Origin of the sequence: Bdellovibrio bacteriovorus (genome assembly GCF_001592755.1) — a bacterium.
In the GTDB taxonomy this organism is placed as follows: Bacteria; Bdellovibrionota; Bdellovibrionia; order Bdellovibrionales; family Bdellovibrionaceae; genus Bdellovibrio; species Bdellovibrio bacteriovorus_E.
In genome coordinates, this window is sequence record NZ_LUKF01000001.1 from 274,466 (window position 1) to 299,602 (window position 25,137).

The following is a 25,137-nucleotide window of genomic DNA, read 5'->3' on the forward strand; positions in this document are numbered from 1 at the left end:
ATGGCATCTATTGAATTTTCTAAAGCCTCTAAAAGCTTTGGTGCTTCACAAATTCTAAAAAACATTGATCTTGAAATCACCAGCGGTGAATTCTTGGTTCTTGTCGGTCCTTCCGGTTGCGGAAAGTCCACTTTGCTAAGAACGCTTGCCGGTCTTGAAAAGTTAGATGGCGGCGACATCAAGGTGAGCGGAAAATCTATTGCCAAGCGCGAACCTCAAGATCGTGACATCGCCATGGTATTTCAAAACTACGCGCTTTATCCGCACATGAATGTCGCAGAAAACATGGGCTTTGCTTTAAAACTGCAAAAAAAATCCAAAGACGAAATCAGCAAGCGCGTGCACCAGATCGCTGAACTTCTGCAAATCTCTCATTTACTGGATCGCAAACCTAAAGAACTTTCCGGTGGTCAACGTCAGCGCGTGGCTTTGGGCCGTGCTTTGGCTCGCCAAACATCGATCGTTCTTTTTGACGAACCTCTTTCAAACTTGGATGCCCATTTGCGCAGTCAAATGCGTGTTGAGATCAAACGCCTTCACCAAAGCTTGAAATCCACGATGATTTACGTCACCCATGACCAGATGGAAGCAACAACTATGGGCGACCGTATCGCCGTTCTAAAAGACGGGATCGTGGAACAAGTTGGAACTCCTACGCAAATTTATCACCAGCCTAAAAATCTTTTCATCGCCGGGTTTATTGGTTCTCCGGAAATGAACTTTATTGAAGGTTCTTTGTTGAAAAAACTTCCTTGGAAAGAAGTCCAAGACGGCGACATTTTAGGTGTGCGCCCTGAGGCCTTTAAAATTTCCAACGGGAACTTGGAAAGCAATGAATTAGAGCTGGGAAGCTACCAAATCGAGCTTTCTGAAAATTTGGGAGGCCAACAGATGCTTCATGGCTCTTTAGAGGGCCAAAGTGTCAGAATTCTTGTGGATTCTTCTTATAATTTTTCTAAAGATGAAAAGGTTCGTTTAAAGATCGACCTGACAAAGTCCCACCTCTTTGATAAAAAAACGGGACTGAATAAGCGACTTTAAGGAGACTGCATGTCTTTGAGCCTTTGGGCACGCCTTCTTTGTTTTGCCATCTTTGTGACAAGCCTGCAGGTGCATGCAGCTCCGCGCACTGTCTTTGTACAACTGTTTGAGTGGTCTTGGGCTGATGTCGCCAATGAATGCGAAAATTACCTGGGGCCCGCTGGTTTTTCTGCGGTTCAGGTATCTCCTCCCCACGAACACATCATGTGGGAAAACACTCCTTGGTGGGAACGCTATCAAGTTGCAAGCTATAATTTAAATTCTCGTAGTGGCAATGAGGCTGAATTTGCCGACATGGTTCGTCGCTGTCAGTCTGTCGGGGTCGATGTGTATGCCGATGCTGTGATTAATCACACCACGGGTATTCCCGGAGGCGTTGGTTTTGGCGGAACGGCGTTCACTCACTACGATTATCCCGGTCTTTATTCGCACAAAGATTTTCACCACTGTGGTCGTAACGGCAATGACAACATCGTTGATTATTCAGACCGCTACGAAATTCAAAACTGTGAACTTGTCGACCTTGCAGATCTCGCAACAGAAACAGAATATGTACGAGATCGTCTAGCGGCTTATTTGAATAAACTTTTGGATTTGGGTGTTGCCGGTTTTCGTATCGATGCTGCCAAACATATTCCAGCTCAAGATCTTGCGGCGATTTACTCGCGCCTAAAGCGTTCTGCTTATATTTATCACGAAGTCATCTACGATCCCAAAGGCCCTATCCAATACAGCGAGTATCTTCCCTATGGCGACGTGATGGCCTATGACTATCCTCGCGCACTGGCAGGTGGGTTGCGCTTTAAAGATGCCGAACGTCTTCACCGTATTGCCGAAGGTTTTCCTGACAGCAAAGACTCTATTGTCTTTGCAACCAATCACGATCTTGAACGTCACGATGCTAGTTCGGTATTAAGTTACAACGGCACTGAGCAGCGCTTGTACCGTTTGGCTCAGGTTTTCATGTTGGCGTGGCCCTATGGCTATCCACAACTCTTCTCGGGATTTAAATTTGATAACTTTGATCAAGGTCCTCCCCTGACTTCAGAAATGAAATCCCAGCCCGTATTTGATCAGAATGGCAAATGCGTGGCCCCTTGGACTTGTGAACATCGTTTACCTGAAGTCGCCGCGATGGTGGATTTTAGAAACCAAACGGACAAGGCATTTTATATTTCTAATTGGTGGTCTAACGGCAAAGACCAATTGTCTTTCAGTCGTGGCAGTTTCGGCTTTGTAGCTATGAATTATTCTGATTCACAGATGCAACGCGATTTTGCGACGTCACTGACCCCAGGCACTTACTGCAATATAGTAAGCTCGGACTACAATCCGCGCACAAAAACTTGCACTGATTCTTGGACGGTGACGAATCGTGGATATGTTCATGCGACGATTCCGGCGATGTCTGCTGTCGTACTTTTAAAAACTTCTCCATTTAAAACTAGAAAAAAGTAAATCCATGAAAAAGACATACACTATCGGCTTTGATCTTGGCGGTACTAAATTAGCAGCAGCCCTTTTAGATAATAGTGGCACGATGCTGGATTTTATTAAAGTACCTGTGGATATGAAACGTGAAAAGTCGGCGTTACAAACTCAAAAGCGTGTGATCAATCTGATGGCAGATATCGCGATGGATTTTAAAAAACGTTTTCCGAAAGAAACAACCGGAAAGCATTTTTTAGGTATCGGATTAGCAAGTGCCGGCCCCCTCAATGCGGAAGAAGGAAAACTGATTCACCCGATGAATTATCCAGGCTGGAAGATCGTTCCTATCCGGGATCTGGTTGCGAAAGAAATCAATGCTCGTGGTTTTAAGACAAAAGTGCATTTCCAACACGACGGCACAGCCGCGGCGTTAGCGGAAGGTTGGGTTGGTGGCGGTAAAGGCATGCGCTCTTATGCGGTCGTCACCGTGGGTACGGGTGTGGGATCAGGTGTGATTTTCAATGGCTTCCCCGCACAAAGCCGCGGCATGGGTTCTGAATACGGTCACACCATTGTTGATTTCAAAAAACTTCAAGAGTCTCCGGATAAACTTCATCACTGCACAGTAGAAGGTGTCGCTTCAGGTACCGGACTTCTTCGTCGCGCGAAAGAACTTGGCTTCACCGGGAACTCGGTTGAAGAACTTGTAGAATCCAAAGACGCCAAATACCAAGTGCTGTTCAAAGAGATGGGCTGGGCGCTGGCTTGTCTGTGCTATGACCTATCGATTGGGTATAACCTGGAAAGAATTTTCTTAAGCGGTGGCCTGATTAAGATTAAAGGTCTTTATTTCAATGATCTAAAATCTCACTACAAAAAAATGATTCAACAAATGAATCCTATGTTTGAGTGCAAGATTGAAATTGCGAAAACTAAAAACCACGCCGGAGTTCTAGGCGCGGGTTATCTTCCTTATCTAGCTCTTAAGAAATAAGTCCCTAGGTCGTGATGTCATTTGCGGCCTAGCCTTGCGACACTTTTAAAACTCTCGCAAACTTTGCTCAAGCACTCTAGCGGGAGGTGGTCGTGGATTTACATCCTCACACAGGCGAAGAATCGCAGATTCGCATTTTGTATCACAACCTTTTAAGTGCGTGGAACAAGCGCAGTGCCGCCGACATGGCTCATCTTTTTTCGGAAGATGCGAATATGATCGGTTTTGATGGCAGTCATCTGATGGGTCAAGAAGAGATCGGAAAGCATCTGGCTACGATTTTCTTTCATCATCCCACAGGATCTTTCGTAAACATCGTTCGCAACGTGCGCTTTATCGCTCCAGAAGTCGCTGTGTTAAACGCCGTCGCCGGCATGATTCCGCCTGGTAAGACGGATATTTTACCTGAACTGACGGCCATACAAACGCTTGTCAGTGTGAAGGACGATGATCACTGGCGAATATCAATATTTCAGAATACTCCGGCCGCCTTCCATGGTCGGCCCGAAGAAATTGACAAATTAGCTTTAGAATTAAGACGCGAGATGCGTGAATCCTTTCGCTCTGAAAAAAGTGCGCAAGGATTTTAGAAAAAAATAAGGAGGCCCCACGACAGGGCCCCCATGCAGGGACTGGAAAAGGATTACACTGATTTCTATAAGCAGGATCAGTGCCAGACCTCTATTCTTACGTATTGAATGTGAACGAAATCGCGCTCCCTTTTCTCCTCATCTCTGGGTGATTTTGCCCCGTGGATTCTATGTCAATTTGCGGACTCGAGGAACTTTGGAAATTCCTGCACCAAAGTGTCCATCAACGCCCGCACCCGTCGAGACATATAACGGTTGGATGGGGTCACGATGTAAGCGTCATGTCCGCTTTCCAGTCGATCATTGAGTACAACTTCAACGACCTCTTTTTTCTTCAAGAGATCAGCCACATCCCAGTGAGATCGAACGGCAATCCCCGCTCCGAGCTTCATAAGCTCCGTAAGGAACAAACCGTTATTGGAATGAGTGGTGGGTTCTTTGCTGATTTCACCCAGACTTAGCCCTGACTTCATAAACTTTCTTTGGCGATGAATTGAAAGAAAGAACAGACGATGCTTCAAAAGATCTTTCACCGTCTTGGGGGTACCGTGTTTTTTTAAGTATGAGGGCGAGGCAACAATCTTTAGATAGTTCGGGCCTAAACGGCGGGCAATCAAAGAAGAATCTTCAAGCGTTGAAAAGCGAATCGCCAAATCAAAACCTGACTCCACCAGCTTTTCGAGTTTATCACTGAAGTGCACGCTGACTTCCACTTTCGGATGGTTCTTTGAAAAGTCCGCCAGGATTTTAGCAATCGGTCCTTGAGCTAATGTTAATGGCAAAGTCAAACGAACAGGGCCTTTCAATTCATTCGTGTCGGCAAACTGTTCTTCGACTTCCTTGATATCACCTAAGATTCGCTGCGCTTGCGGTACTAAAATCTTTCCTTCTTCAGTGAGATTCACCGCACGCGTACTGCGCTGAAAAAGTCGCAAGCCCAACACGTCTTCTAATCTTGCGATGCGCTTACTTAGAACAGAGACAGGGACGGAAAGAGTTTTGGCCGCTTGAGAGAAACTTTTAAGCTCTGCCACCTGCAAAAAAGCAACGAGATCCTCTAAATTCTGAATTTTCATATTTTCCATAATAGAAAAAATGTTTCTCTGGTTCAATGTATTATCAGTGAATCAGAAATAGCGTAAAGTGAGATGGAATTAAAATCGGAGGCCTTATGAAGAAAAAACGCATAGCCTTAGTCACAGGTTCCACAGCCGGCATTGGCTTTGCCATTGCAGAAAAAATGATTCAGCAAGGCTTTGACGTGATTATCAATGGGCGCAGTGAAGCCCGTGTGAACCACGCGATCAATCAGCTAATCGAAAATGGGGCTGCCAAAAACTCTTTGCAGGGTGTGGCGGCGGATTTAACTACCATTGACGGCATTAATACCATCACCGATCTTTTTGCCGATGTGGATGTTCTTGTGAATAACTTCGGAATCTTTGAACCCAAAGATTTTGTCGATATCACGGATGAAGATTGGAACAAAATGTGGAATGCCAATTTTCTTTCCGGCGCACGTTTAGCAAGACACTATTTCCCGCGCATGTTGAAAAAGAATTATGGTCGTATCATTTTTGTTTCCAGCGAGTCCGCTTTGCAAATCCCCATAGAGATGATTCACTACGGTGTTTCTAAAACGGCACAGCTTTCTTTAGCGCGGGGTTTGGCAGAAGCCGCCGCTCAAACAAACGTCACCGTGAATTCCGTGTTGGTGGGTCCTACCAAATCTGAAGGAGTGGGCACATTCCTGAAACAGTTAGCTGAAAAAGCAAAGATGTCCGAAGAAGAGATTGAAAAAGATTTCTTTAAAAATGCACGTCCCACATCCCTTTTAAAACGTTTTATTCGTCCTGAAGAGATCGGTTCTTTCGTCAGCTATTTAAGCAGTGAAGAAGCTTCCGCAATTACGGGGTCTGCGCTTCGCGTTGATGGTGGTTTGTTAAAAACAATCGTTTAAGAATAAGTCGGACTCATCACCGAGGAGAAAGAAATGATCTTTGACCTAACTGTTCCCCAGTTTATTAAAATGCTTCGTAATTTGGATGGCCTATTAGATAAAGCAGCCCAGCATGCTGACGCGAAAAAGTTTTCAACAGATGTTTTGGTTCAGTCTCGCTTGGCTCCGGACCAATTTCCATTGGCTCGCCAAATTCAGATCGCTTGCGATACGGCGAAGCTTTGCGGTTTTCGTTTAACAGGAAAAACAGCACCTTCTAATGAAGACACAGAAAAGACTTTCCCGGAATTGAAAGCACGAATTGCAGGTACTATTGGATATTTAGAGGGTTTGACATCTAAAGATTATTCCGAGGCTTCGGCAAAACAAGTGACTCAACCTCGTTGGGAAGGCAAATGGATGAAAGGCGATGACTACGTCGTCAACCACGCTATTCCGAATTTCTATTTTCATGTGACGACGGCTTACGCGATCCTACGTCATAATGGTGTGGATGTAGGTAAAAACGATTACCTAGGAAAACTTCCTTTTAATCATTAATCGAATTTAAACCCCTTAAGAAGTTAAGGGGTTTCTTCTTTAGCCAGCTGAAATTTTTCAAAGCGATGAAGTTCTTCTTCAATACGCTCTTTATTCTTCTTTGACTTGTGTTTTCCTAACCACGTCCACTTTTGCACCAGAAGTTCTTTATTGGCCCGATCGGTTTTTAAGTCTACAGCCGCAACAATTTCATCATCCAGCAAAACGGGTAAAGCAAAATATCCGAAGACTCGTTTCTCTTTCGGGATATAAGCTTCGAAACGATGTTCATAATCAAAAATAGCTTGCAGTCTTTTTCTTTGAATAATCAAAGGATCAAAAGGAGATAGAATGTGTGCGATCGGCTGCGATTCTAAGTTTGTGTCCAGATCTTCAGGCCGAATCCACAACTGGTACTTTGAAATACCTTCCACTTCGACTTCTAAAAGTTCTTTCTTCTTAAGTCTTTGATCGATCAGGCGACGAATTTCTGGTTTGCGACTAGGATATAAGTGACAGACAGAATCTAAGCTGACAAAAGATTGCGAACGAAGAGCGCGATCTAAAAGATAATTATAAACTTCTTTCGTGGAAGCTGCTTTTGGTTTTTTCTTCCAGCCAAAATGACGGTCTAAAAGTTCATACTTCTTCAGCATACCCAATCGCTCAGACACAGTTAAAAGACCGCCATTAAAAGCCAGTTGGAGGGCTTTCTTTGAAGGCTTCCGACTGACCCATGGATGGTCTTTTTCAATTAAGACATCATCTTCGATGTCACGAATAGAAATTGCGCCGTCTTTTTTAATTAACTTAAGGACTTTTTGCAGATCTTCTTTTTTTACACTCTTGTACCAATTTGAAGGTTCTAGACGTCGTCTTTTCATATCATTCATGAAATATCGAAAGTCTTTGGTTGGAACATAGGCTAGCGCATGGGTCCAATACTCAAACACCGACTTTTCTGTCGTCTGTGCTGAATGTAGATCCTGTCTTCGATATTTCGGAATGCGTGAATACAAAATGTGGTGATGACAACGTTCGATGACATGAATGGTATCGATTTGCACGTACCCTAAGTGATCCACGGCGGCCGTCGTCGCTTTCGGGCCTGCTCCAAAAGGCGCAGAAGAGTCCAGCCTTTGTGCATGAATCCACAAACGTCGAGCCTGCGCTTTGGTTAACTTCATTTTGGTAAAAGCCTTTTTGATTCAAGTTGAACGGGAATACCCGTGCCACTCCACTTCGTACTTTGATAACGACCTTGCAAGACTTTTTCCGACTGGATATCCACATCAATCAGGCCGTTAAATTTCGCCTTGGCAGCTAAAAATGCCAATCTTAACAAAGTCTCTTCGCGATCAGGACAATCTTTCACTTTGAAAGGCTTTTCTTTGCGCTTTAAAAGTCGAGTTTCCTTTGTCTGCGTTTTGAAAAACACAGCCACGTTCTTCGCTTCTTCCATCGTCTCGCTGTAGTCCGCCAGCTGCGGAGCCACGTGATTATCGTAACAAGCCCCACAGTAAGTGCTGTGAGACAGCTCTTCAGACAGAACCTGCAAGAAAGAGAAAGTGTCTTTTTCTAAGAACTGCGCGCAGTTCTTACAGACGGCGCTCTTGCAGTGACCGCATTCCAGGGTCGCTTTCGGTTTTTGGCATGAACAGCAGACATTATTTTCCATATGTTTAAGACATCTAACATAGATTTCTGACAAATACAGCCTCCCGACTTCGGTGCGCAAATGTTTCTTAAGAACCAGAAATCGGGCTCTGCAGAAGGCTGAAATCTCACGAATTGCATGTCAGGCGTCTTAAGACGGCCCTCCCGTGTTGTACCGGAGCAGTAACATTGAACTCGGAACTATCAACAACACAAACACAGGAGGTGTTTATGAAAACAGGGCTGAAGATAACAACCTTCGTTTTCTCACTACTTTTTGGCATAAATTTCCAAGCCAACGCACAAACTGCAGAAGCCTTGGCGGAAGACGAACGCATTCCCAACATGATTGAGGAACTCGACCCCTTCGATCCGAACATCGAAGAAACCTTAGAGTACTACGATAAAATTTATGAAGAAGAAACAGGTAAACCTGCGCATCTTCCCGATGCCTTTATTAACGACATCATTGGCTTAGATACCTGTCGAAGAGCAAACTGCGCCGTCTGGGCACAAGTTGTAAAAGATACTCAGAGAATGTACTTGTATGTGAATGGAAGTCTAAGAGGTTCTTGGGCTGTTTCTACTGGAGTTAGCGGACATGGAACACCCAACTTCGACAAACATCCAGATGGACGTATCTATGACAGATACACCTCTAGCAAATTCCCTGGAGGAGACTATAATGGGTTAGGTAATATGCCTTATGCCGTATTTATTCGAGGTGGTTTTGCCCTCCACGGGACTCCACGATCGAATTGGCCTAAGCTAGGAACCCGGGCATCGCACGGATGTATCCGCATGCATCCCGACAACGCATATACGTTCAATCGCCTGGTGCGAGCGAACGGAGTACGCAATGTATGGATTACCGTGCAGTGATCTAGGTTTTTCAGTGGAATATCCCCGATAGTCTCGGGGATATTCTTTTTTTTACTTCTGACAATATTGTTCAACCGAGAATTTAAATTCTTTCCCCGCCTTCTGACATTTCGGCTTCATATCACCCAACTGTCTGGCATCCGCCATCGTAGAAAGCTTGTTAAAAGAATCCGCATCAGTTTCACGCACTAAGACCGTGATGTATTTTCCGTCGTCAGATAATTTTGCTGACTGCGGTTTCACATCACAGACTGATTCTGAATCTGCCACTTGCACTGTTTGCCAGTTCGGAGCTGCGGCTCCACAGCTGACTTTGAGTTCCACGGCATAAGGTCGTCCCAGTTTTTCTTCTACGATACGCGAAGAAACCAAAGCCTGACCTTTTCCATTAGGCAAAGTGACGGTTTTTTCACCGACAACATCATTCGCTGCAAAAGCGTTTGCTGAAAGGATGAATGTCGAAAGAGCTAATAAATTTTTAAAGTTTTTCATAGTTACCCCGCACACAATGGGAATGAAAGATGGATATGGTCATTGTGAAGATCATTACCGCCTAAAGCCGAACCCGGAATTCCAATGGACCCCGCGTATTCGCGCTGACCCGGTCTACACTTTGTAGGCATCGTGTCTTTCCAGCACTGCCGGAAGGCATTGTAAAACGTCTTCGTTGTACCTTTAAAGTCACGAACATGAGTACTTACTGAAGTCACTCCACCCGTTCTATCGTAAATAAGAAATTTGACGATGTCGATGGCGCGCGCATAAGCATGCATACTTAAACTCGAAGAGTTTCTGGCATTTCGATTCACATAAGTTCCCCAGTGACGAATGAAAACTCTTTCAGGTTGCGGATAGTTGGCTGCTAACGCCGCCGTTTCTACACAGCCAAAGAAGTGTTTATTCAAGTGAGTCGCATAGTTCGGATGAATAGTTCCGTTACCGCATTTTGTATCGCTGTCATAACCGCCGCGAACAATCGCTGCCGAATCACAACCATTCCAAGTTTTACCTGGACCATAAGCAAGCTGTGTCGTTCCTGGTTTAAAAGAAAAATACAATCCAGCGATAGGTGGCTCTGTCGGAGTAGTTACTGTGCCTGAGCCGGTATCGTTACCACCGCCGTCTGAGATTCCTTGTGAGGTGTCGTCGGGCTCTCCTGATGCCCATTCACCATCTCCTGAAGCCTGCGCACATCCTAGACCTAGAAGTGCGGAAGAGATTAATAAAATTGAAAGACCGCCTTTAATTTTGTTTGTCAGTGTCTTGTGTTTTTGCATTGGTTAAGTCTTAAGTTACAAGCCTGTCACTTAAAACCCCGATGGCCTAGCTCTGGACCATATATGGACCAAGGGCTCCCGCTAAAACCGCTGTGGTCGCAGGTTTCCTAGGATTATACGAGAATTCTCAGAATAGACTCACTCTGAAAACATACGTGGTGAACGAGCTGATTTGCTTTTTTTTGGCTCTTTTTTCCACTGAAATTTTTTGAGATCAATTTTATTTTTCTCTGTGAAAATCACGCCTTCTTTTAAAAGCAGTGATTTTTGTTTTTTGAAGAACGAAGAATCTTCAGGAAAAGATATTTTACCTTGCGAGTTGATCACTCTTTGCCAAGGTAGCTTATAAGCTTTCGAGGAAGAATGTAATATCCAAGCCACTCCCCGCGAACCTTGAGGTTTCCCTGCAAGCTTCGCGATTTGTCCATACGTTGCGACGTTTCCCTTAGGGATTTGCTGAATAAGCTTGATCACATTTTTTGAAAACTCATTCAGCTCTTCCAAAGTAACTTCCTATCCGACCGCATTTTCTAAAAGAATCAAAATGATCCCGATGATAGAACCACCAGCAATCACGCCGGCAGCCAATGTTTCTTGGTTTTCTACAAACGCACGATAGCCAAAGCTGGTCTGATCTTTGTAACGCTTTTTTGCGATCCAGAATAACAATGTTCCTAAGGCCATCGACCACGCATCCACGAAACGAAGAACGAATCCTAAACCCAAACCCACGCCCGAAAGTGGAAAGCGGCCTTTGGTTTTCTTATTTAAAATTTCAATGACAATACCCGCAACCGCGCCAATGCCCGCGGCTAGCTGCGCGGTAGGATGAAGATTGCTAAGACCTTTTGTTAAAACTTCGGCGACACCTTTCCAGATCGAAGCGCCCGGAAGTGGCAAAGTTTCCGAAGTGAAAAGCGAAACATCACCGTGGAATAAAGAATAAAAAACAGGAACAGCCACTAGACCGCCGGCAAAAATTCCCAGAACATGCCCGACAGCTTGATGACGAGGTTTCCCGCCCAACATATAAGCGGGTTTAATATCCATCAAAAGATTGCTGGCATTTAAAGACACTTCCGAAGTGATACCGGCAGTCATTAGATTCGTGGTCACATTACCAGGAGCCGCCACGCCATATGTGATCTGAGTCAACTTACCCAAAGCTCCACCAGGAGTGATACCTGTTAACCCTGTCGAAGTAACGGCAATCAATGTAAAGACGAAGACTAGCGGAATCGCCAACAGACCTAACCAATAGTGAATTCCAAACCACACATGACCTAGATAGATGGTGATGGCTCCTACAATAGGAATACCCACCGCAAAAATCCACATGGGCAATTCGATCTTTTCCAATGGGTCGGCTTTCTTATCTTTCTTTTTGGCAAAACCTTTACGGAAAGTTTCAATCAAGATTTGTGGTTTAGAAAAGAATGAATATAGCGAAGATGTTGTCATAATCGCAGCCCCACCCCACAATGCCCACATTGTGATGGCTTTGAACTTGGCTTCTGGAATCACCCCATTACTAATCATGATCGGTGCAAGAACAAAGTAATTTAAAAATCCACCCAGCAGGATCGACATTGCTGTCTTCATGCTCATCAAACCGCCGGTTCCCATCATCACAATTGAAGTATCAAACTGGATAGTAAGATCTTTAAGAGGACTGCCTAAGATTTTTGGTGTCGCAAATTTATAAACGAACTCATCCCAATAGTGAGGAAGAGCCAGAAATGGCATTTTAATCGCCGTCAGTATCGCGTCCGCCCTTAAGATCTCAATGAGGGCGGAAATTCCCGCGCCACTCATAAGAAGCTTCGCTTTAAACATTCCCTGTTTACCGTCTTCGGAGTGAAGACTGTCTAAGACAACGCCCGCTGCGTAGCCTTCAGGAAAGGGCATCTGCTCTTCATTGATAAAACGTTTTTTTAAAGGAAACGCGAACAACACACCTAGAATTGCTAGAACAACGATCCACCAGAAAGTCTGCCACATTGGAATAACTTCCCCAGTGACCATCATGTAGGCCGGGATCGAAGCCATCATCGGCGCCGTCATATAGCCCGCACTCGTTGCGATACTCTGCATCGCATTGTTTTCTAAAATCGACATATGCGTGCCGAGCTTTAACTTATCCATCAACTTAAAGAAAGCAAAAGACAGAATCACTGAAGAGATACCGACGCCCAAAGTCCATCCGGTTTTAATTCCGATGTAGAGATTTGTCAGACTTAGAACTCCACCCAGAATCATTCCCGTTAAAGCTGAACGAAGTGTCAGCTGTGGCATGTCGCCTTTGTAAACGTTCTTAAGCCACCACTCGTCCTTCTGTTCCAAAGTCATCGAATGGATCTGTTCTTCGTTGAGTTCCTTAATCATGAATTGCCTCCGCAAAAAATAGAAAACCAGATTTTGCGTCAGGACACAATCATTATCAGAGGTAAAAAGAATGGCCACTCGAGAGAAGTTCTGAAACAATCAAATTTAAAGAAGGAACTACGATGTCGGACGTCATTAATATTTCTGAGCTGAATAAAATGTACTCTTCTGGCCATTGCGCTTTAAAAAACATTCAACTGCAAATTCGTCGTGGAGAAATCTTTGCGCTTCTAGGCCCTAATGGCGCTGGCAAAACCACGCTGATCAATATCATTTGCGGCATTGTTAATCGCACTTCAGGCTCTATCACCGTCGACGGCCTGGATATTCAAAAAGAATATCGCAAAGTTCGCGGAAAAATTGGCTTAGTTCCCCAAGAGCTTACAGGTGATATGTTTGAAAAGGTGTGGGACTCAATCGAGTTCAGCCGCGGCGTTTTTGGAAAACCTCGAAACGCAAGCTACTTGGAAAAGGTTCTTAAAGACCTTTCTTTATGGGATAAAAAAGATTCTAAAATCATGACTCTTTCAGGTGGAATGAAAAGAAGAGTTATGATTGCCAAGGCTCTTTCCCATGAACCTGATATTTTATTTTTAGACGAACCTACCGCAGGCGTGGACGTGGAACTTCGCCACGATATGTGGGCCATGGTTCGCAAGCTTCGCGAAAGTGGTGTTACAATTATTCTTACGACCCATTACATTGAAGAAGCCGAAGAAATGGCGGATCGAATCGGCGTCATTAACAAGGGCGAACTGATTCTGGTCGAGAATAAACACACCCTTATGAAAAAACTCGGCAAAAAGCAGCTGACCTTGCAGCTGCAAAGCCCTTTGGCCGAAATTCCCGCTGAGTTCAAGGGTACTCATCTGGAACTTTCTGAAGATAAGAATCAACTCGTCTACACATTTGATACGCAAGCAGAACAAACTGGAATTTCTGAGCTATTAAGAAAGCTCGGAAACTACGGCATTGATTTTAAAGATCTAAAGTCATCCGAAAGCTCACTGGAAGAAATCTTCGTCAAACTTATTGGAGGCAAAAAATGAATATCTATGCGATCCGCGCTATTTACTGGCACGAACTTGCAAGATTCTTTCGGACTCTTTTTCAGAGTATCGCTTCTCCCGTTCTATCCACGTCCCTTTACTTCATCGTTTTTGGAGCGGCGATCGGCTCTCGCATGGACGACATGAACGGCGTTAGTTATGGCGCCTTTATCGTTCCGGGTCTGATTATGCTCTCGATATTAACGGAAAGTATTTCGAATGCCTCTTTCGGTATTTACCTTCCCCGCTATACCGGGACGATTTACGAAGTTCTTTCTGCGCCTATTTCTGCTTTTGAGATCGTCATTGGTTATGTGGGCGCCGCCGCGACAAAGTCTATTATTCTAGGCACAATCATTTTAGTTACCTCAAGAATCTTCGTGGATTACACCATTGCCCATCCGTTGGTTATGATCGCATTTTTAATTCTTACGTCAGTGACGTTCAGTCTTTTTGGATTTATTATTGGCTTATGGGCCGACGGCTTTGAAAAGCTTCAAGTGATTCCACTCATGATTATCACGCCGTTGACGTTTTTGGGTGGAAGTTTCTATTCTATCGATATGCTGCCAGAATTCTGGCAGAAAGTTTCTTTATTCAACCCTGTAGTGTACCTTATCAGTGGTTTTCGCTGGAGTTTCTTTGAAAAAGCCGACGTCAGTATCGGCGCAAGTCTGGGACTGACGTTTTTGTTCTTTGCAATATGCATGACCGTTGTTTGGTGGATTTTTAGAACCGGCTACAAAATCAAGGCATAAAAAAAGAGGCAGATTTTATCTGCCTCTTTTAATTTAGACGCGCGGGTTGCGTTTAAATAGTGGAGCGTACAAGTGCCAATAAGCGCTCGCCGCTAGAACATGAAGAATAATCATCGCCAATGGCATAATGAAGTTTTGAAATCCCGGCGTTAAGAAACCGTGAAACAAAGCAATTTGCAAAGTGATCGGCGCCAGAATCACCAAAGCCGCTGGTGAAGCAAATCCCAAAAGCAACAAAGCGCCACAGATGGTTTCTGTCCCTTTTAGAACTGGCATAAAGTAGGATGTCGACATCACACCTTCAAAAAACTTTATCACACCTTCCGGCTGAGTTGCCGGAGCCGGAATAAAGTTAAGGAATCCATTCAGACCGAAAACAAAAAAGATCAAACCCAGAATAATCTGCGCTCCCATAGCGATTTTATTTTTCATAACGTGCTAAACCCTTTCTTTGGTTATTTTTTAGTTCTTAAAGATTTTATATAAGTTAATGCTTGAGCAGCGGCATTTTCGAACATGTCAGGCTCCCGCTTCATTTTGGTAAGAAGCATGCCTCCCTGCATGATCGAAATGCAGAAGTCCGCCAGTGGTTCCGGTTTTGCGGATGAGACCAGCTCCCCGGCCGCTTTCTTTTCGGCAAAAAAACGAGTCAATTGCCCACGGCTCCACTCCAAAAACAGACGCACATCCTGACGAAGAAGCTCTTGTTCATTAGAAATATCTGCTCCGATAGTGCCAATGGGACAAGAACATTCAAATTTCACACTTTTTTGAAAATCGATATAAGTCTGGAACCAATTTTCGAGATCTTTCCAGCTTTGGATATTGTAGCCCGTCGGTGTTTGACCCGAACGAATCACTTCGTGAAGGAACTGTAAAACAGCATGGATGAGTCCATCTTTATTGCGAAAGTAATGAGAAAACTGACTTTTCCCCGTTTCAGACTGGGCCAAGATTTGATCAATACTAGTAGCATTTACCCCCTGGCGGTGGAACAACTCTAAAGCAGCATTAATCATTCGCAAACGGGTGTCAGATTTGACGGCCATACTAAACCTCTATCATTCTGTTCTATATAGTACAAGATTTACATGAATTTGTGGCAAGAATTAGGATGGAAACGTCCCAAAACGAGGCTTATTCTATTCTAGACTTGAAGTGTACCAATTAGTACAGTAGAACTAAAAATGAACTGGAGGTTGTTATGGAAACACATTCAGAACCTATTATCGTCACTCGCCTATTTGATGCTTCTCGCGACGATGTCTGGAAAAGCTGGACCGTCCCTGAACGAATCAAACAATGGTGGGGGCCCCACACCTTTACCGCTCCCACAGCTAAATGTGATGTCCGAGTCGGTGGCGTTTACCTCTTTGCCATGCAAGATCCCGAAAAAAAAGTTTATTGGGGCACAGGAACCTATAAAGAAGTAGTTCCTCACACCAAACTTGCCTTTACCGATTCTTTTGCGGATGAAAACGGGAACATTGTTTCTTCCGAGTACTATGGAATGCCCGGAATTCCAAAAGAGTTGTTAGTCACCGTGACGCTAGAAGAAGTAAACGGAAAAACCAAAATGACGTTGAAGCATGAAGGATTTCCCCCCGGCGAAATGGCCGATCAATGCAAAGAAGGTTGGGAACAGTCTTTTGATAAATTCGAAAAAACACTCAATAAAGAAGAAGGGCGCAAGCAATGGCTAGACAAATCTATGTAAACTTACCGGTAAAAGATTTAAAGAAATCGATGAACTTTTTCTCTCAGCTGGGTTTTGAATTCAATATGGATTTCACCAATGACCAAGGAGCCTGTTTAATCATTGGTGAAAATATCTATGCGATGCTTTTAGCAGAAGACTTCTTCAAAACCTTCACTAACAAACCTCTTGTCGACGCAAAGAATAGCACGGAAGTCTTAGTTTGCTTTTCAACCGACACGCGAAAACAGGTGGATGAGTTTGTGGCTAAAGCAAAGCAAGCCGGAGGAACTGCTCCCCGCGCTTCGCAAGATCACGGATTTATGTATCAACATGGTTTCGAAGACCTTGATGGACATATTTGGGAAGTCGTATCCTACGAACAAGCGAAATAAGGAGTAGAACGTGAAAGCAAAGAAGCATCCTGTAAACCCGGAACTGGATTTAGTTTTAGAACGAGTCGTCGATGTGCCAAGACATCTTGTTTGGAAGGCGTGGACAACACCTGAACTTATGAAACAATGGTTTGCACCTCGCCCTTGGACGACGCCCCAAATTCGCTTAGATCTTTATCCTGGCGGCGCATTTAATACCACGATGAAATCCCCCGAGGGACAAGAGTATCCAAGTCAAGGCTGTGTCTTAGAGGTTATCGAAAATGAACGTTTGGCCTTTACTTCCGCATTGAGTGAAGGCTTTCGCCCGACGGGTGAATCTTTCATGACAGCGATCATCACCCTTGAAGATCATCCTCAAGGAACAAAGTACACGGCTCACGCTGTTCACAAAAATAAAGAGGATAGAAAAACTCACGAGGACATGGGGTTTATGACGGGTTGGGGTATTTGCGTTGACCAACTGGTCGAACTGGTCAAAAAAGGAATTTAAGTAAATAAGCCGCTTGCAGAAGCGGCTTTTTAATTAGGGGATTTCTAAGATCTTTGCTCCTAACGACTCATCCATCTTACGGTTCAACTTTTTATCCATAAGTTCCACCCGGATTTCCAAAGATCCGGTGTCGACCGTAGCTTCAAGAATGTGACCGGCTACCGCCTGAAAATTTTCTCCCGCCCCGACTCCATGCGCATGCAGCGAGGGCTTTCCCTCTTCCCAGGCGATACTTCCTTTAAAACTTGCCAGTTCGATTTTTTTAAATTCTTTAGGAACATACTCTTTCGTTTTAAAATCAAAGAATCCAAATTTTACGTTGGCAAAACCGATACCGCTGAACGTGGCACTTTTAATATTTTCTTTCTTCGCTAATTCTTCTAGATGCTTAAATACTTGATCGCCCTCGCGCAACACCATCATGTAGCCGCCACTGACCTTGATATATCTTTTCGTCGTATCCGCTTGAGCGATTTCAAACATAACTACCACCATCATTCCGAATAAGAAAAACTTCATTGAACTTCCGTTGATTCAGCAGATCGCTCTTGGGACGGCGGCAGACAAAGCGCCAAGTGTTGCGTGGAAAGAAAGAAAATTGAAAGACTGCAAAATAGACGCACAACCGCCTCCTTATGACAATTTCGCTAAGAATAGTGTCAGTCAGAGGCGGCATCTAGAAACATGATTTTATTTTGTAGGAAAACAGCTTATTTCGTAGGAATTAGTATTTCGGTCACAAGCTGCTCTTCCGGAGTCGTTTTGGGATCATTCACGTAATTTTCAATGAAGAAGTCATCGCGCATAGGGGCCGCCGACTTTTCAAAAGAGCTAAAGATCATCCCGCAGGCCTCAGGCAGATTGGCATAAGATCCCGTCATCGTGTAACGAGAGTATTTACCGCCTTCAAATCGCATGTACTTAAAACCGTCAGGCAGTTTTTCTGGTTTCTCTTGCACGGCGACTCCCGCACAGTAAAGCATTTGAGGCTGCACCTTATAAAGACTCATAAACCCCTTAAGCTTCATATCATTAGCAATTCCAGCCAAGCCGGCGTGCAACTCTTGCCACGCTTTGGGTGCTGTCTCTTGAAAAGGTCCGATTTTTTCTATGTAAACATAGTGTGTTACCGGCCATTGAATGATTTCTGCTTTGTCTGTCACTTTCATAATTGCCTCTTTCTAGTTTTTCGCTTCAACAAGTGCTTTTAAATTTTGAATACCTTGAACGAACTGATCACCGACCATTTTTTCAACATCGATAAAAACATGGACGAGCTTTCCCATAAACCCGCCGTCACCTTCCATAGACCAGGTGAATCGAGTCGCATCCCCTTCGGAGGTCAACGTGTAAGTGACTAGGTTTTCGGCGTGCATAGGTTTTATCATCGTTAATTTGAGTTCCACTGTTTCTTGAGGAGTCAGTTTCACAATTTCAATTTTTCCGGAACCGGATTGATCATTTCCTTCAAAACTCATGGTAGCGCCGACGCCGGCCTCTGGTCCCGAAAACGACTTTTTCATCGTAGGATCCGCTTTTTCATAAGGAGACCACTGGGCCCCCAACTTTAAATCACTGATATACGGATAGATTTTATCCTTGGGAGCCTGAATCAAATCGCTACGAACGTATTTGAATTTCCCCTCTCGTGTGGAAACATAACCAAGAAACGCCACCAAAAGAACCAGAACTGCTAAACCTGCGGCTTTCAACATATAGAACCTCATAAGTTAAATGTGAATTCAGCTTAACATACCAAATAGTATGTTGTAAATAGTATCGAACTTTGTTAGACTTTTCTTTATGAAAAAGAAGACCGCAGCCCCAAAAAAGACAAGAAATCTTGAAAAATCTCGAAAAGAGATCCTGGAGGCCGCTTTTCCCTTGGTTTTCGCCCGCGGGTTTCAAGGTGTCAGTATTGACGATATTGTTAATCAAACTTCCCTGACAAAAGGGGCCTTCTATCATCAGTTCCCCACTAAGTTGGAATTGGGCTACGCCCTTGTTGATGAAGTTATTAAGCCTATGATCATCGACAGGTGGATTAAACCTTTAGAGAGCTACGAAAATCCTTTAGAAGGAATTTTGAAGCAGATGAAAACTTTGATTGGCAAAGCTTCACCCGACGAGTTGCGATTGGGCTGTCCTTTGAATAATTTGGTACAAGAGATGGCTCCTGTCGATGCTGGTTTTCGTGACCGCTTAGAGGCTTCGTTAACTTTGTGGATTGATGAGATGGAATCTCATATCAAAAGAGCTAAGAAAGAAGGCTATCTAAAAAATGACGTCAACACTCGTCACGTCGCCCATTTCATTGTGATGACTCATGAAGGCTTTTACGGAATGCTCAAAGGCCTTCATGATCCGAAAGCCTTTGACGCCTTATTTGATTCCTTAAAAAGATACTTTCAAACTATTTCTAATTAAGCAGGGCTGAGCGATTTTCACTTAGAAACTGTCTTAAAAGAACAGGCTCTTTGTGCGCAAAATCTTTCACTGCTGTCGTTACGGATTGAAGACTTCCCTTTCTTGCGGAAGCATCAAAGGTCATAAAAACTTGCGCCCAAGCTTCTGGAAGTCCGGATTTGATAAGAGCTCCCGCAAATTCTGAATCTGAAAGATCTTGATAACGAATCGTTTTACCTAAGACCTCGCTCAAAAGTTTCACAAGATCCTCATAACTAACAGCTTCGGAACCTGTGATATCGATGATTTTATTTTCATAGATCTCCTCCGCCAGTGCCCCCGCCGCGGCTTCGGCACAATCTGCACGACTGACGTAAGCGATTTTACCGGCGCCGGCAGAGCCGTATAAAGTACCCATCGCCACCGCACTTTTTAAAGACAATAGCAGGTTATCCATATACAGATTGTTGCGAAGGAATGTATAGGTCAGTCCACTTTCTTTAATCGCTACTTCTGTCGCATAATGATCTGGAGCTACCACGGAAGGACTGACTTCTGCCTGAGGAAGAGATGTATAAAGAATATGCTTCACTCCGGCTTTCTTGGCTGCATTGACTGCATTTTTGTGAGCCTTGATACGATCTCCAATACGATCTGTACTAATCAATAATAAGCGGGACCCGCCTTTAAAAGCCGACTCTAGCGAGTTCACATCATCAAAGTCTGCAAAACGCACATCCACCCCTTGTTGGACCAGATCCTTCAATTTATCAGGCGTTCGCGTAGTGACGATGATGCGATTTCCTGGCACCCGCTTTAAAAGAGCTTTTAAAGTCAATTGACCTAAATTTCCGGAAGCGCCTGTAAGAATAAGTTTTCCTGAGTTCATATTTATCTCCTTTTGACACCTTCAGTATGAACTATCTTCGCGGGCACAATTAGACAGTAAAATCTGGAAATATTATGCGGATATCCGTATAATGTGGGAATGAACTTAGATGGAATAGACGTTTTCGTAAAAGTAGTTCAAGCAGGAAGCTTCACCGCAGCGGCGAAGTTATTAAATATGCCGACGACGACTGTCAGTGGAAAAGTCGCCCAGTTAGAGCGGCGACTGGGTGTCACTTTACTTCAGCGCACCACCCGCAAACTCAATCTAACTCAGGCCGGTAGCAAGTTTTTCTCCAGATGCGTAAAAGCTTTGGAGGAAGTAGAAGCGGGCGAAAGTGAACTCACTGCGATTAAGGCAGAACCTCAAGGACTTTTAAAAATCACTACGGTCGCGGATCTTGGGCACTCATTGATGCCGGATCTTATTCGCGGTTATTTGAAAAAATATCCCCAAATGAAGGTGGAGCTTATTCTTACAACTCGCGTAGTGGATCTAATCGGCGAAGGAATAGACCTCGCACTCCGCACCGGCAATTTGGAGGACTCCACTCTGATAGCGAAGAAGTTTTATAATGATGAATTGGGACTGTGGGCCTCTCCGGCTTATTTAAAAAAGAACGGCATACCAAAAGCCGTGAAAGATCTTAAGAAACACCAATTCATTAAGTTTTCTTCCAGCCCCCGGCTATTCAAAACTATGAGCGACAAAGACGCTGAAAAGCTCGTTATGCCCAGCCGAATTTTCGTCGACGACATGGAAACAATGAAGGCTTTTGTGTTGGGTGGAGATGGTATCGGCACTCTTCCCGGCACATTGGCGGACAAGGAAGAAAAGGCGGGTAAAATCGTGCGCGTCCTACCGGGATGGAGATGGGGTGCCGCGAACTTTTATTTCGTCTATCCTCCTCAACGCTTTGTTTCTTTAAAGGTCCAAACTTTCATTGAACACGCTTTGCAAACCCGTGCAGAGCGCAAAGATCTATGATAGGTTGCAAGAATGGAAAATCAAACTCACTGTCCCCAATGCAACTCAGAAAATATTTATGCCGACGGAAATTTATGGATTTGCCCTGAATGCGGGCACGAATGGAGCTCTTTTGCTGCTGCAGAGTCCACCGGCGAAAAAGTGGAAGACACAAGCATTCGCGACGCGAATGGCAACGTCCTTAGCGATGGTGACTCTATTACGGTCATCAAAGACTTAAAAGTGAAGGGGTCTTCGTTGGTGGTTAAAGTCGGTTCGAAAGCCAAAAATATACGTCTTGTTGACAGTGCCGATGGACATAATATCGCCTGTAAGATTGATGGCATTGGCGCGATCAATTTAAAGTCCGAATTCGTAAAAAAGGCTTAAGGTCTTTTTTGCTTCTTCACGAAAATTCAGAATTTATTTTCACGGCTCGATATTTTCTATGATGATATCGGGCCATGAATCACCCGTCACAAAATACCTCCTCATTTTACGGCTCTTCCCGCATTCTTCAAGAGATTGAAAAGAACGCTATTCCATTAAAAGAGAATCAGGACTTACAAGAACTCATTCAGAACATTGCCGACAAAAAAATCGTTATGCTCGGCGAATCTAGTCACGGCACGGAGGAGTTCTATAAATGGCGGAGAATTATTTCTCAGGAACTTATTCAACGCCACGGTTTTTCATTTATTGCAGTGGAAGGTGATTGGCCGCCTAGTGCGGAATTGAATCGCTACATCCATGGAGGCACTCGCGCCAAAGCGCCTGAAGACGCCCTTAGAAGTTTTCAACGATGGCCTACTTGGATGTGGGCTAACACCGAAATCGTTCGTCTTTCCCACTGGCTGAAAGACTTTAATAAAAAAGAACGACAGAAAGTCGGTTTTTTTGGTCTGGATGTGTATTCTCTGTTTGAATCTATCGATGAAATTATAAAACAGCTGACCAGCATTGATCCGGATCTTGCAAATCACATCCAATCGCAATACGCCTGTTTTGATCCTTTTCAAAGGGATGAAAGAACTTACGCAAGATCTCTTGTGCAGTTTCCTGAGGGTTGCGAAAAACAGGTTTTAAAAGCTTTGACCGATCTTCTGAACGTGCGTCTGGAAAAAATGACCCGTCATTCTGAAAAATATTTCGACGCTCGACAAAACGCACGCATTGTTAAGAATGCCGAAAAATATTATCGCGCGATGATTCAAGGGGATGAGGATTCTTGGAACGTGCGCGATCGCCACATGATAGAAACCTTGGATATTCTTTTAAATCGACACGGTGAAAACTCCAAAGCCATTGTCTGGGCACACAACACACATATTGGTGACTATCGCGCCACTCCAATGCTGACAGAGGGACAGGTGAATATCGGAGGCCTAGCACGAGAACAATGGGGCGCGGATCAAGTGACCCTTGTCGGATTCGGCACCTATCAAGGTGAAGTCATCGCTTCACATGCATGGGATGGTCCGATCCAGGTGATGCAAGTTCCGCCAGGAAGAGAAAAAAGTTATGAAGCCTATTTTCACGAAGCCTCAAAACATTTGCGCCAGGATTCGTTTTATATTTGGCTTAACAACAGCGAGGTTTTGGCCGAAACCTATGGACACAGAGCCATCGGAGTCGTGTATGACCCCGCCCATGAGCGCTTCGGCAACTACGTGCCTTCATCTCTTTCAAAACGTTATGATGCTTTCATATTCATAGATAAAACGACCGCTCTCACCCCTCTTAAACAAGACTTTAAGAAGGATGAAATTCCAGAGACGTGGCCACGGGGCACTTAGGCTTCGGCTAATTCTTGAGACGAAGCCAAGCTTGAGTGCGAAGTCGAGCGACCTCGAACGTCCATTTCCAACTGCGTGATGATTTCATTTAAAAGATGAACTTGCGCAAAGACCTCATCCGATGCTTCGGACACTTCCTTCATGCTGTCCTTGTTTTCATTCGTAGCTTTTTCAAAATCGTTAATAAGCTTGGAAATATGAATCAAACCGACGGCCTGTTCTTTCGTGGCTCCTGCGATCTCGGTATTTAAAACCGTCACCCTTTGGACGGACGAAACAATATCATGAAGAAGCTTGGCGGCCTGATCAGCACGGGCTTGACTTGAATCGACCAGAGTGACGTTTTCTTTTAATAAAGTATTGATCTCTTTCGCCGAAGTAGCACTTTTTTGCGCCAAACTGCGAACGGCGTCGGCGACAACGGCAAAACCTTTTCCTTGTTCCCCTGCCCGAGCCGCTTCCACAGAGGCATTCAAAGCCAAAAGATTAGTTTGAAACGCGATATCATCGATCACTGTGATTGTTTCGACGATTTTTTTAGAACTCAACGCGATATCTTTCATCGAATTCAGAACTGCTAGAATTTCGGCCTGGCCATTCACCGCCGAGGCGTTTGCATTAGTAGCGACAGCGGCGGCTTGTTGCGAACTTTCCGTGCTCACCTTTAACATGCCATTGATTTCTTCTATGGATGCCGCGGTTTCCTCTATGGCGGCCGCTTGCTCCGTCACCTTCTGATGAACACTTTGAGAAGCATTTTGCAAGACGGCACTTACTTCTTGGGACGTATCTGCGGATTGCTTCAATCGCGTGATAGATTTTAAAATCGACGTCAGACTTTGCCCGATCGTGTTTCCAATATAAATGGAAATCAGAATCGTCACTAACAGTGCTAGACCAGAATAAATCAAAGATTTCGCCCGACCGTCTTGCAGTGTCTGGATTCTGACTTTCAAAAGTACTTCCAATTCGGCATTTGCTACGGACCAGGATGCGAAGCTTTGATCGAGGGCCTTCATGCTGCTTTGAAATAGAGCTGCTCTTTCAACGCTTTCACCGCGCGAGAGCGCTCTTAATTTATTAATCACTTCTTTCACAGTGCCGGACAATAAAGATACTTCAGCCGGTATCCTTTCCTGCAAAGACGAAGAAATCCCATAGAAGTTCGGGTCTTCGTTGATCGCCGTCTGGCTGTCAGCAATGATGCGGTTTAAATCGGACTCTTCTAATTGAGTGGCATAAAGCGCCGCCTGAATACGACGATCAACATCACTTCCGTTGACATAAAGCGCGTCCAGGTTTCCCATGATATTCGCAAGACGATCTTGCATTTGCGGCAAAGCCAAAAGCGAAATGTCCATCATGTAGTAACTGTCTAGATCCGGATCCAGAATTAAATTAGAAGTATCGCCTAAGTGTGTGATCGCTGTTTTTACCGATGAAATGGCTTCATTCCATTTCTTCTCTTTGATCAAAGAAGAGAGCGCTTGCAGGCTTGCGTTCTCGCGTTTCCTTTTTGCCAATTCAGCATCTGAAAACTGCAATAGGTCTTTGCGAATGTGATATTGGCTTTCTAACTTCTGCAGAGCTTCTTCGGAAGATTTATTTTCCGTACCTAATTGAAGATGCACGAGCTCTTGCCACAAAGTCTCATAAGATTTCTGAAGCTCATTTCCTTCATACTCTTTTAGTGAGAAGTCAACGTTCACACTTTCCGATCTGTACATCAGAACCGTTAAGACAACGATGGGAAGTGTGAAAATAAAAATATTAATTATTAAGCGCCACTTTAAAGGAATCTTTTCCACAAGAACGTACCTATCTATGAGCACAGACTCATGTTTTTATTGTGGAAATAAACAAAGTAGGCCGTCAACGAAGGAACAGGCGCAAAGGTCTTAGGGCCAGTGTGTTCGCGCGAACTGGGCGCCGATTCCAGACCCTGTCTGAATCA

The 25,137-nt window shown here is 44.3% G+C and carries 30 protein-coding genes; 16 read left to right on the forward strand and 14 right to left on the reverse strand.

All coding sequences use genetic code 11. The features are described 5' to 3' along the window. The 4 genes from AZI85_RS01315 (at position 1) to AZI85_RS01330 (ending at position 4,056) form a co-directional block, all read left to right on the forward strand. Complete coding sequence (locus AZI85_RS01315; protein ID WP_063242378.1) at positions 1-1,041, forward strand: ABC transporter ATP-binding protein; 1,041 nt, start codon at positions 1-3, stop codon at positions 1,039-1,041. A gap of 9 nt (positions 1,042-1,050) precedes the next feature. Further along, the gene (locus tag AZI85_RS01320; protein WP_063242379.1) at positions 1,051-2,499 is read left to right on the forward strand and encodes an alpha-amylase; all 1,449 of its coding nucleotides are present in this window, start codon (positions 1,051-1,053) and stop codon (positions 2,497-2,499) included. Positions 2,500-2,503: 4 nt separating this feature from the next. Further along, positions 2,504-3,466, forward strand: a complete 963-nt coding sequence (locus AZI85_RS01325) for an ROK family protein (RefSeq protein WP_063242380.1) — start codon at positions 2,504-2,506, stop codon at positions 3,464-3,466. Positions 3,467-3,558: 92 nt separating this feature from the next. Then, positions 3,559-4,056, forward strand: coding sequence for an SgcJ/EcaC family oxidoreductase (locus AZI85_RS01330; protein ID WP_081110872.1), 498 nt, complete (start codon positions 3,559-3,561; stop codon positions 4,054-4,056). 173 nt (positions 4,057-4,229) lie between these two features. On the opposite strand, the gene AZI85_RS01335 is transcribed toward AZI85_RS01330, so the two are convergent. Then, positions 4,230-5,132, reverse strand: coding sequence for a LysR family transcriptional regulator (locus tag AZI85_RS01335; protein ID WP_172795286.1), 903 nt, complete (start codon positions 5,130-5,132; stop codon positions 4,230-4,232). Positions 5,133-5,227: 95 nt separating this feature from the next. On the opposite strand from AZI85_RS01335, the gene AZI85_RS01340 reads away from it, so the two are divergent. Continuing rightward, positions 5,228-6,016, forward strand: a complete 789-nt coding sequence (locus AZI85_RS01340; protein WP_063242383.1) for an SDR family NAD(P)-dependent oxidoreductase — start codon at positions 5,228-5,230, stop codon at positions 6,014-6,016. Between the two features lie 33 nt (positions 6,017-6,049). After that, positions 6,050-6,556, forward strand: a complete 507-nt coding sequence (locus AZI85_RS01345; RefSeq protein WP_063242384.1) for a DUF1993 domain-containing protein — start codon at positions 6,050-6,052, stop codon at positions 6,554-6,556. Positions 6,557-6,579: 23 nt separating this feature from the next. On the opposite strand, the gene AZI85_RS01350 is transcribed toward AZI85_RS01345, so the two are convergent. Next, the gene (locus AZI85_RS01350) at positions 6,580-7,722 is read right to left on the reverse strand and encodes a winged helix-turn-helix domain-containing protein (protein ID WP_063242385.1); all 1,143 of its coding nucleotides are present in this window, start codon (positions 7,720-7,722) and stop codon (positions 6,580-6,582) included. Beyond that, positions 7,719-8,213 carry a hypothetical protein gene (locus AZI85_RS01355; protein WP_063242650.1) on the reverse strand — a complete coding sequence of 165 codons (495 nt, stop codon included), beginning with the start codon at positions 8,211-8,213 and terminating at the stop codon, positions 7,719-7,721. The genes AZI85_RS01350 and AZI85_RS01355 overlap by 4 nt, the downstream gene beginning before the upstream one ends. 209 nt (positions 8,214-8,422) lie before the next feature. Here AZI85_RS01355 and AZI85_RS01360 point away from each other — a divergent pair, with 209 nt between their 5' ends. Beyond that, positions 8,423-9,073 carry a L,D-transpeptidase gene (locus AZI85_RS01360; protein WP_063242386.1) on the forward strand — a complete coding sequence of 217 codons (651 nt, stop codon included), beginning with the start codon at positions 8,423-8,425 and terminating at the stop codon, positions 9,071-9,073. Between the two features lie 51 nt (positions 9,074-9,124). Here the strand turns inward: AZI85_RS01360 and AZI85_RS01365 are convergent, their stop codons facing one another. The 4 genes from AZI85_RS01365 to AZI85_RS01380 form a co-directional block, all read right to left on the reverse strand. After that, a complete protein-coding gene (locus AZI85_RS01365) occupies positions 9,125-9,565 on the reverse strand; it encodes a hypothetical protein (protein WP_063242387.1) in 441 nt (146 codons plus the stop codon). Positions 9,566-9,567: 2 nt separating this feature from the next. Next, entirely contained in the window at positions 9,568-10,350 is a 783-nt protein-coding gene (locus tag AZI85_RS01370) for a hypothetical protein (protein ID WP_063242388.1), read from the reverse strand. A gap of 138 nt (positions 10,351-10,488) precedes the next feature. Next, positions 10,489-10,854, reverse strand: a complete 366-nt coding sequence (locus AZI85_RS01375) for an MGMT family protein (RefSeq protein WP_253720777.1) — start codon at positions 10,852-10,854, stop codon at positions 10,489-10,491. Between the two features lie 9 nt (positions 10,855-10,863). Beyond that, a complete protein-coding gene (locus AZI85_RS01380; RefSeq protein ID WP_081110873.1) occupies positions 10,864-12,735 on the reverse strand; it encodes an OPT family oligopeptide transporter in 1,872 nt (623 codons plus the stop codon). A gap of 122 nt (positions 12,736-12,857) precedes the next feature. On the opposite strand from AZI85_RS01380, the gene AZI85_RS01385 reads away from it, so the two are divergent. Together AZI85_RS01385 and AZI85_RS01390 are read left to right on the forward strand one after the other, a co-directional pair. Further along, positions 12,858-13,784, forward strand: a complete 927-nt coding sequence (locus AZI85_RS01385) for an ABC transporter ATP-binding protein (protein ID WP_063242389.1) — start codon at positions 12,858-12,860, stop codon at positions 13,782-13,784. Then, positions 13,781-14,542: an ABC transporter permease gene (locus tag AZI85_RS01390; protein WP_063242390.1), complete on the forward strand. Its 762-nt coding sequence runs from the start codon at positions 13,781-13,783 to the stop codon at positions 14,540-14,542. The genes AZI85_RS01385 and AZI85_RS01390 overlap by 4 nt, the downstream gene beginning before the upstream one ends. Positions 14,543-14,575: 33 nt before the next feature. Here the strand turns inward: AZI85_RS01390 and AZI85_RS01395 are convergent, their stop codons facing one another. Both AZI85_RS01395 and AZI85_RS01400 read right to left on the reverse strand, forming a co-directional pair. Beyond that, entirely contained in the window at positions 14,576-14,974 is a 399-nt protein-coding gene (locus AZI85_RS01395; RefSeq protein ID WP_063242391.1) for a DoxX family membrane protein, read from the reverse strand. A 23-nt stretch (positions 14,975-14,997) separates the two neighbouring features. Continuing rightward, positions 14,998-15,591, reverse strand: coding sequence for a TetR/AcrR family transcriptional regulator (locus AZI85_RS01400; RefSeq protein WP_063242392.1), 594 nt, complete (start codon positions 15,589-15,591; stop codon positions 14,998-15,000). 155 nt (positions 15,592-15,746) lie between these two features. Between AZI85_RS01400 and AZI85_RS17490 the strand changes: the two genes are divergently transcribed. From AZI85_RS17490 to AZI85_RS01415, 3 genes are read left to right on the forward strand one after another with little or no spacing between them, the layout of a single operon-like run. Continuing rightward, positions 15,747-16,259: an SRPBCC family protein gene (locus tag AZI85_RS17490; RefSeq protein ID WP_081110874.1), complete on the forward strand. Its 513-nt coding sequence runs from the start codon at positions 15,747-15,749 to the stop codon at positions 16,257-16,259. After that, a complete protein-coding gene (locus AZI85_RS01410) occupies positions 16,238-16,633 on the forward strand; it encodes a VOC family protein (RefSeq protein ID WP_063242394.1) in 396 nt (131 codons plus the stop codon). The genes AZI85_RS17490 and AZI85_RS01410 overlap by 22 nt, the downstream gene beginning before the upstream one ends. A gap of 10 nt (positions 16,634-16,643) precedes the next feature. Further along, on the forward strand, positions 16,644-17,126 hold the full coding sequence (locus AZI85_RS01415; RefSeq protein ID WP_063242395.1) for an SRPBCC family protein: 483 nt from the start codon (positions 16,644-16,646) through the stop codon (positions 17,124-17,126). Between the two features lie 33 nt (positions 17,127-17,159). Here the strand turns inward: AZI85_RS01415 and AZI85_RS01420 are convergent, their stop codons facing one another. From AZI85_RS01420 to AZI85_RS01430, 3 genes are all read right to left on the reverse strand, one after another. Then, positions 17,160-17,645 carry a PPC domain-containing DNA-binding protein gene (locus AZI85_RS01420; protein WP_216635842.1) on the reverse strand — a complete coding sequence of 162 codons (486 nt, stop codon included), beginning with the start codon at positions 17,643-17,645 and terminating at the stop codon, positions 17,160-17,162. A gap of 191 nt (positions 17,646-17,836) precedes the next feature. Further along, the gene (locus AZI85_RS01425) at positions 17,837-18,295 is read right to left on the reverse strand and encodes a GyrI-like domain-containing protein (RefSeq protein WP_063242396.1); all 459 of its coding nucleotides are present in this window, start codon (positions 18,293-18,295) and stop codon (positions 17,837-17,839) included. A gap of 12 nt (positions 18,296-18,307) precedes the next feature. Beyond that, positions 18,308-18,841, reverse strand: a complete 534-nt coding sequence (locus AZI85_RS01430) for an SRPBCC family protein (RefSeq protein WP_063242397.1) — start codon at positions 18,839-18,841, stop codon at positions 18,308-18,310. Positions 18,842-18,929: 88 nt separating this feature from the next. Between AZI85_RS01430 and AZI85_RS01435 the strand changes: the two genes are divergently transcribed. Next, positions 18,930-19,553 (forward strand): TetR/AcrR family transcriptional regulator, encoded by a 624-nt coding sequence (locus AZI85_RS01435; RefSeq protein ID WP_063242398.1) that lies wholly within the window; start codon positions 18,930-18,932, stop codon positions 19,551-19,553. Here AZI85_RS01435 and AZI85_RS01440 read toward each other — a convergent pair. Beyond that, positions 19,546-20,421, reverse strand: coding sequence for an SDR family oxidoreductase (locus tag AZI85_RS01440; protein ID WP_063242399.1), 876 nt, complete (start codon positions 20,419-20,421; stop codon positions 19,546-19,548). The genes AZI85_RS01435 and AZI85_RS01440 overlap by 8 nt on opposite strands. Positions 20,422-20,520: 99 nt before the next feature. Here AZI85_RS01440 and AZI85_RS01445 point away from each other — a divergent pair, with 99 nt between their 5' ends. The 3 genes from AZI85_RS01445 (at position 20,521) to AZI85_RS01455 (ending at position 23,183) form a co-directional block, all read left to right on the forward strand. Then, positions 20,521-21,408 (forward strand): LysR family transcriptional regulator, encoded by an 888-nt coding sequence (locus AZI85_RS01445; protein WP_063242400.1) that lies wholly within the window; start codon positions 20,521-20,523, stop codon positions 21,406-21,408. Positions 21,409-21,420: 12 nt separating this feature from the next. Continuing rightward, positions 21,421-21,777, forward strand: coding sequence for a zinc ribbon domain-containing protein YjdM (locus tag AZI85_RS01450; RefSeq protein ID WP_063242401.1), 357 nt, complete (start codon positions 21,421-21,423; stop codon positions 21,775-21,777). Between the two features lie 74 nt (positions 21,778-21,851). Beyond that, positions 21,852-23,183: an erythromycin esterase family protein gene (locus AZI85_RS01455; RefSeq protein WP_063242402.1), complete on the forward strand. Its 1,332-nt coding sequence runs from the start codon at positions 21,852-21,854 to the stop codon at positions 23,181-23,183. On the opposite strand, the gene AZI85_RS01460 is transcribed toward AZI85_RS01455, so the two are convergent. Beyond that, positions 23,180-24,991, reverse strand: a complete 1,812-nt coding sequence (locus AZI85_RS01460; protein WP_063242403.1) for a methyl-accepting chemotaxis protein — start codon at positions 24,989-24,991, stop codon at positions 23,180-23,182. The two genes, AZI85_RS01455 and AZI85_RS01460, sit on opposite strands and share 4 nt — an antisense overlap. Positions 24,992-25,137 lie beyond the last annotated feature (146 nt).

What these genes read in the sequence shown, in the direction of transcription:
- AZI85_RS01430 (WP_063242397.1), bottom strand. Translation starts at nt 18,841, where the DNA reads ATGTTGAAAGCCGCAGGTTTAGCAGTTCTGGTTCTTTTGGTGGCGTTT.
- AZI85_RS01340 (WP_063242383.1), top strand. Translation starts at nt 5,228, where the DNA reads ATGAAGAAAAAACGCATAGCCTTAGTCACAGGTTCCACAGCCGGCATT.
- AZI85_RS01425 (WP_063242396.1), bottom strand. Translation starts at nt 18,295, where the DNA reads ATGAAAGTGACAGACAAAGCAGAAATCATTCAATGGCCGGTAACACAC.
- AZI85_RS01380 (WP_081110873.1), bottom strand. Translation starts at nt 12,735, where the DNA reads ATGATTAAGGAACTCAACGAAGAACAGATCCATTCGATGACTTTGGAA.
- AZI85_RS01345 (WP_063242384.1), top strand. Translation starts at nt 6,050, where the DNA reads ATGATCTTTGACCTAACTGTTCCCCAGTTTATTAAAATGCTTCGTAAT.
- AZI85_RS01445 (WP_063242400.1), top strand. Translation starts at nt 20,521, where the DNA reads ATGAACTTAGATGGAATAGACGTTTTCGTAAAAGTAGTTCAAGCAGGA.
- AZI85_RS01390 (WP_063242390.1), top strand. Translation starts at nt 13,781, where the DNA reads ATGAATATCTATGCGATCCGCGCTATTTACTGGCACGAACTTGCAAGA.
- AZI85_RS01440 (WP_063242399.1), bottom strand. Translation starts at nt 20,421, where the DNA reads ATGAACTCAGGAAAACTTATTCTTACAGGCGCTTCCGGAAATTTAGGT.
- AZI85_RS17490 (WP_081110874.1), top strand. Translation starts at nt 15,747, where the DNA reads ATGGAAACACATTCAGAACCTATTATCGTCACTCGCCTATTTGATGCT.
- AZI85_RS01335 (WP_172795286.1), bottom strand. Translation starts at nt 5,132, where the DNA reads ATGAAAATTCAGAATTTAGAGGATCTCGTTGCTTTTTTGCAGGTGGCA.
- AZI85_RS01360 (WP_063242386.1), top strand. Translation starts at nt 8,423, where the DNA reads ATGAAAACAGGGCTGAAGATAACAACCTTCGTTTTCTCACTACTTTTT.
- AZI85_RS01370 (WP_063242388.1), bottom strand. Translation starts at nt 10,350, where the DNA reads ATGCAAAAACACAAGACACTGACAAACAAAATTAAAGGCGGTCTTTCA.
- AZI85_RS01350 (WP_063242385.1), bottom strand. Translation starts at nt 7,722, where the DNA reads ATGAAGTTAACCAAAGCGCAGGCTCGACGTTTGTGGATTCATGCACAA.
- AZI85_RS01355 (WP_063242650.1), bottom strand. Translation starts at nt 8,213, where the DNA reads ATGGAAAATAATGTCTGCTGTTCATGCCAAAAACCGAAAGCGACCCTG.
- AZI85_RS01315 (WP_063242378.1), top strand. Translation starts at nt 1, where the DNA reads ATGGCATCTATTGAATTTTCTAAAGCCTCTAAAAGCTTTGGTGCTTCA.
- AZI85_RS01320 (WP_063242379.1), top strand. Translation starts at nt 1,051, where the DNA reads ATGTCTTTGAGCCTTTGGGCACGCCTTCTTTGTTTTGCCATCTTTGTG.
- AZI85_RS01455 (WP_063242402.1), top strand. Translation starts at nt 21,852, where the DNA reads ATGAATCACCCGTCACAAAATACCTCCTCATTTTACGGCTCTTCCCGC.
- AZI85_RS01365 (WP_063242387.1), bottom strand. Translation starts at nt 9,565, where the DNA reads ATGAAAAACTTTAAAAATTTATTAGCTCTTTCGACATTCATCCTTTCA.
- AZI85_RS01325 (WP_063242380.1), top strand. Translation starts at nt 2,504, where the DNA reads ATGAAAAAGACATACACTATCGGCTTTGATCTTGGCGGTACTAAATTA.
- AZI85_RS01400 (WP_063242392.1), bottom strand. Translation starts at nt 15,591, where the DNA reads ATGGCCGTCAAATCTGACACCCGTTTGCGAATGATTAATGCTGCTTTA.
- AZI85_RS01435 (WP_063242398.1), top strand. Translation starts at nt 18,930, where the DNA reads ATGAAAAAGAAGACCGCAGCCCCAAAAAAGACAAGAAATCTTGAAAAA.
- AZI85_RS01420 (WP_216635842.1), bottom strand. Translation starts at nt 17,645, where the DNA reads ATGAAGTTTTTCTTATTCGGAATGATGGTGGTAGTTATGTTTGAAATC.
- AZI85_RS01410 (WP_063242394.1), top strand. Translation starts at nt 16,238, where the DNA reads ATGGCTAGACAAATCTATGTAAACTTACCGGTAAAAGATTTAAAGAAA.
- AZI85_RS01385 (WP_063242389.1), top strand. Translation starts at nt 12,858, where the DNA reads ATGTCGGACGTCATTAATATTTCTGAGCTGAATAAAATGTACTCTTCT.
- AZI85_RS01395 (WP_063242391.1), bottom strand. Translation starts at nt 14,974, where the DNA reads ATGAAAAATAAAATCGCTATGGGAGCGCAGATTATTCTGGGTTTGATC.
- AZI85_RS01450 (WP_063242401.1), top strand. Translation starts at nt 21,421, where the DNA reads ATGGAAAATCAAACTCACTGTCCCCAATGCAACTCAGAAAATATTTAT.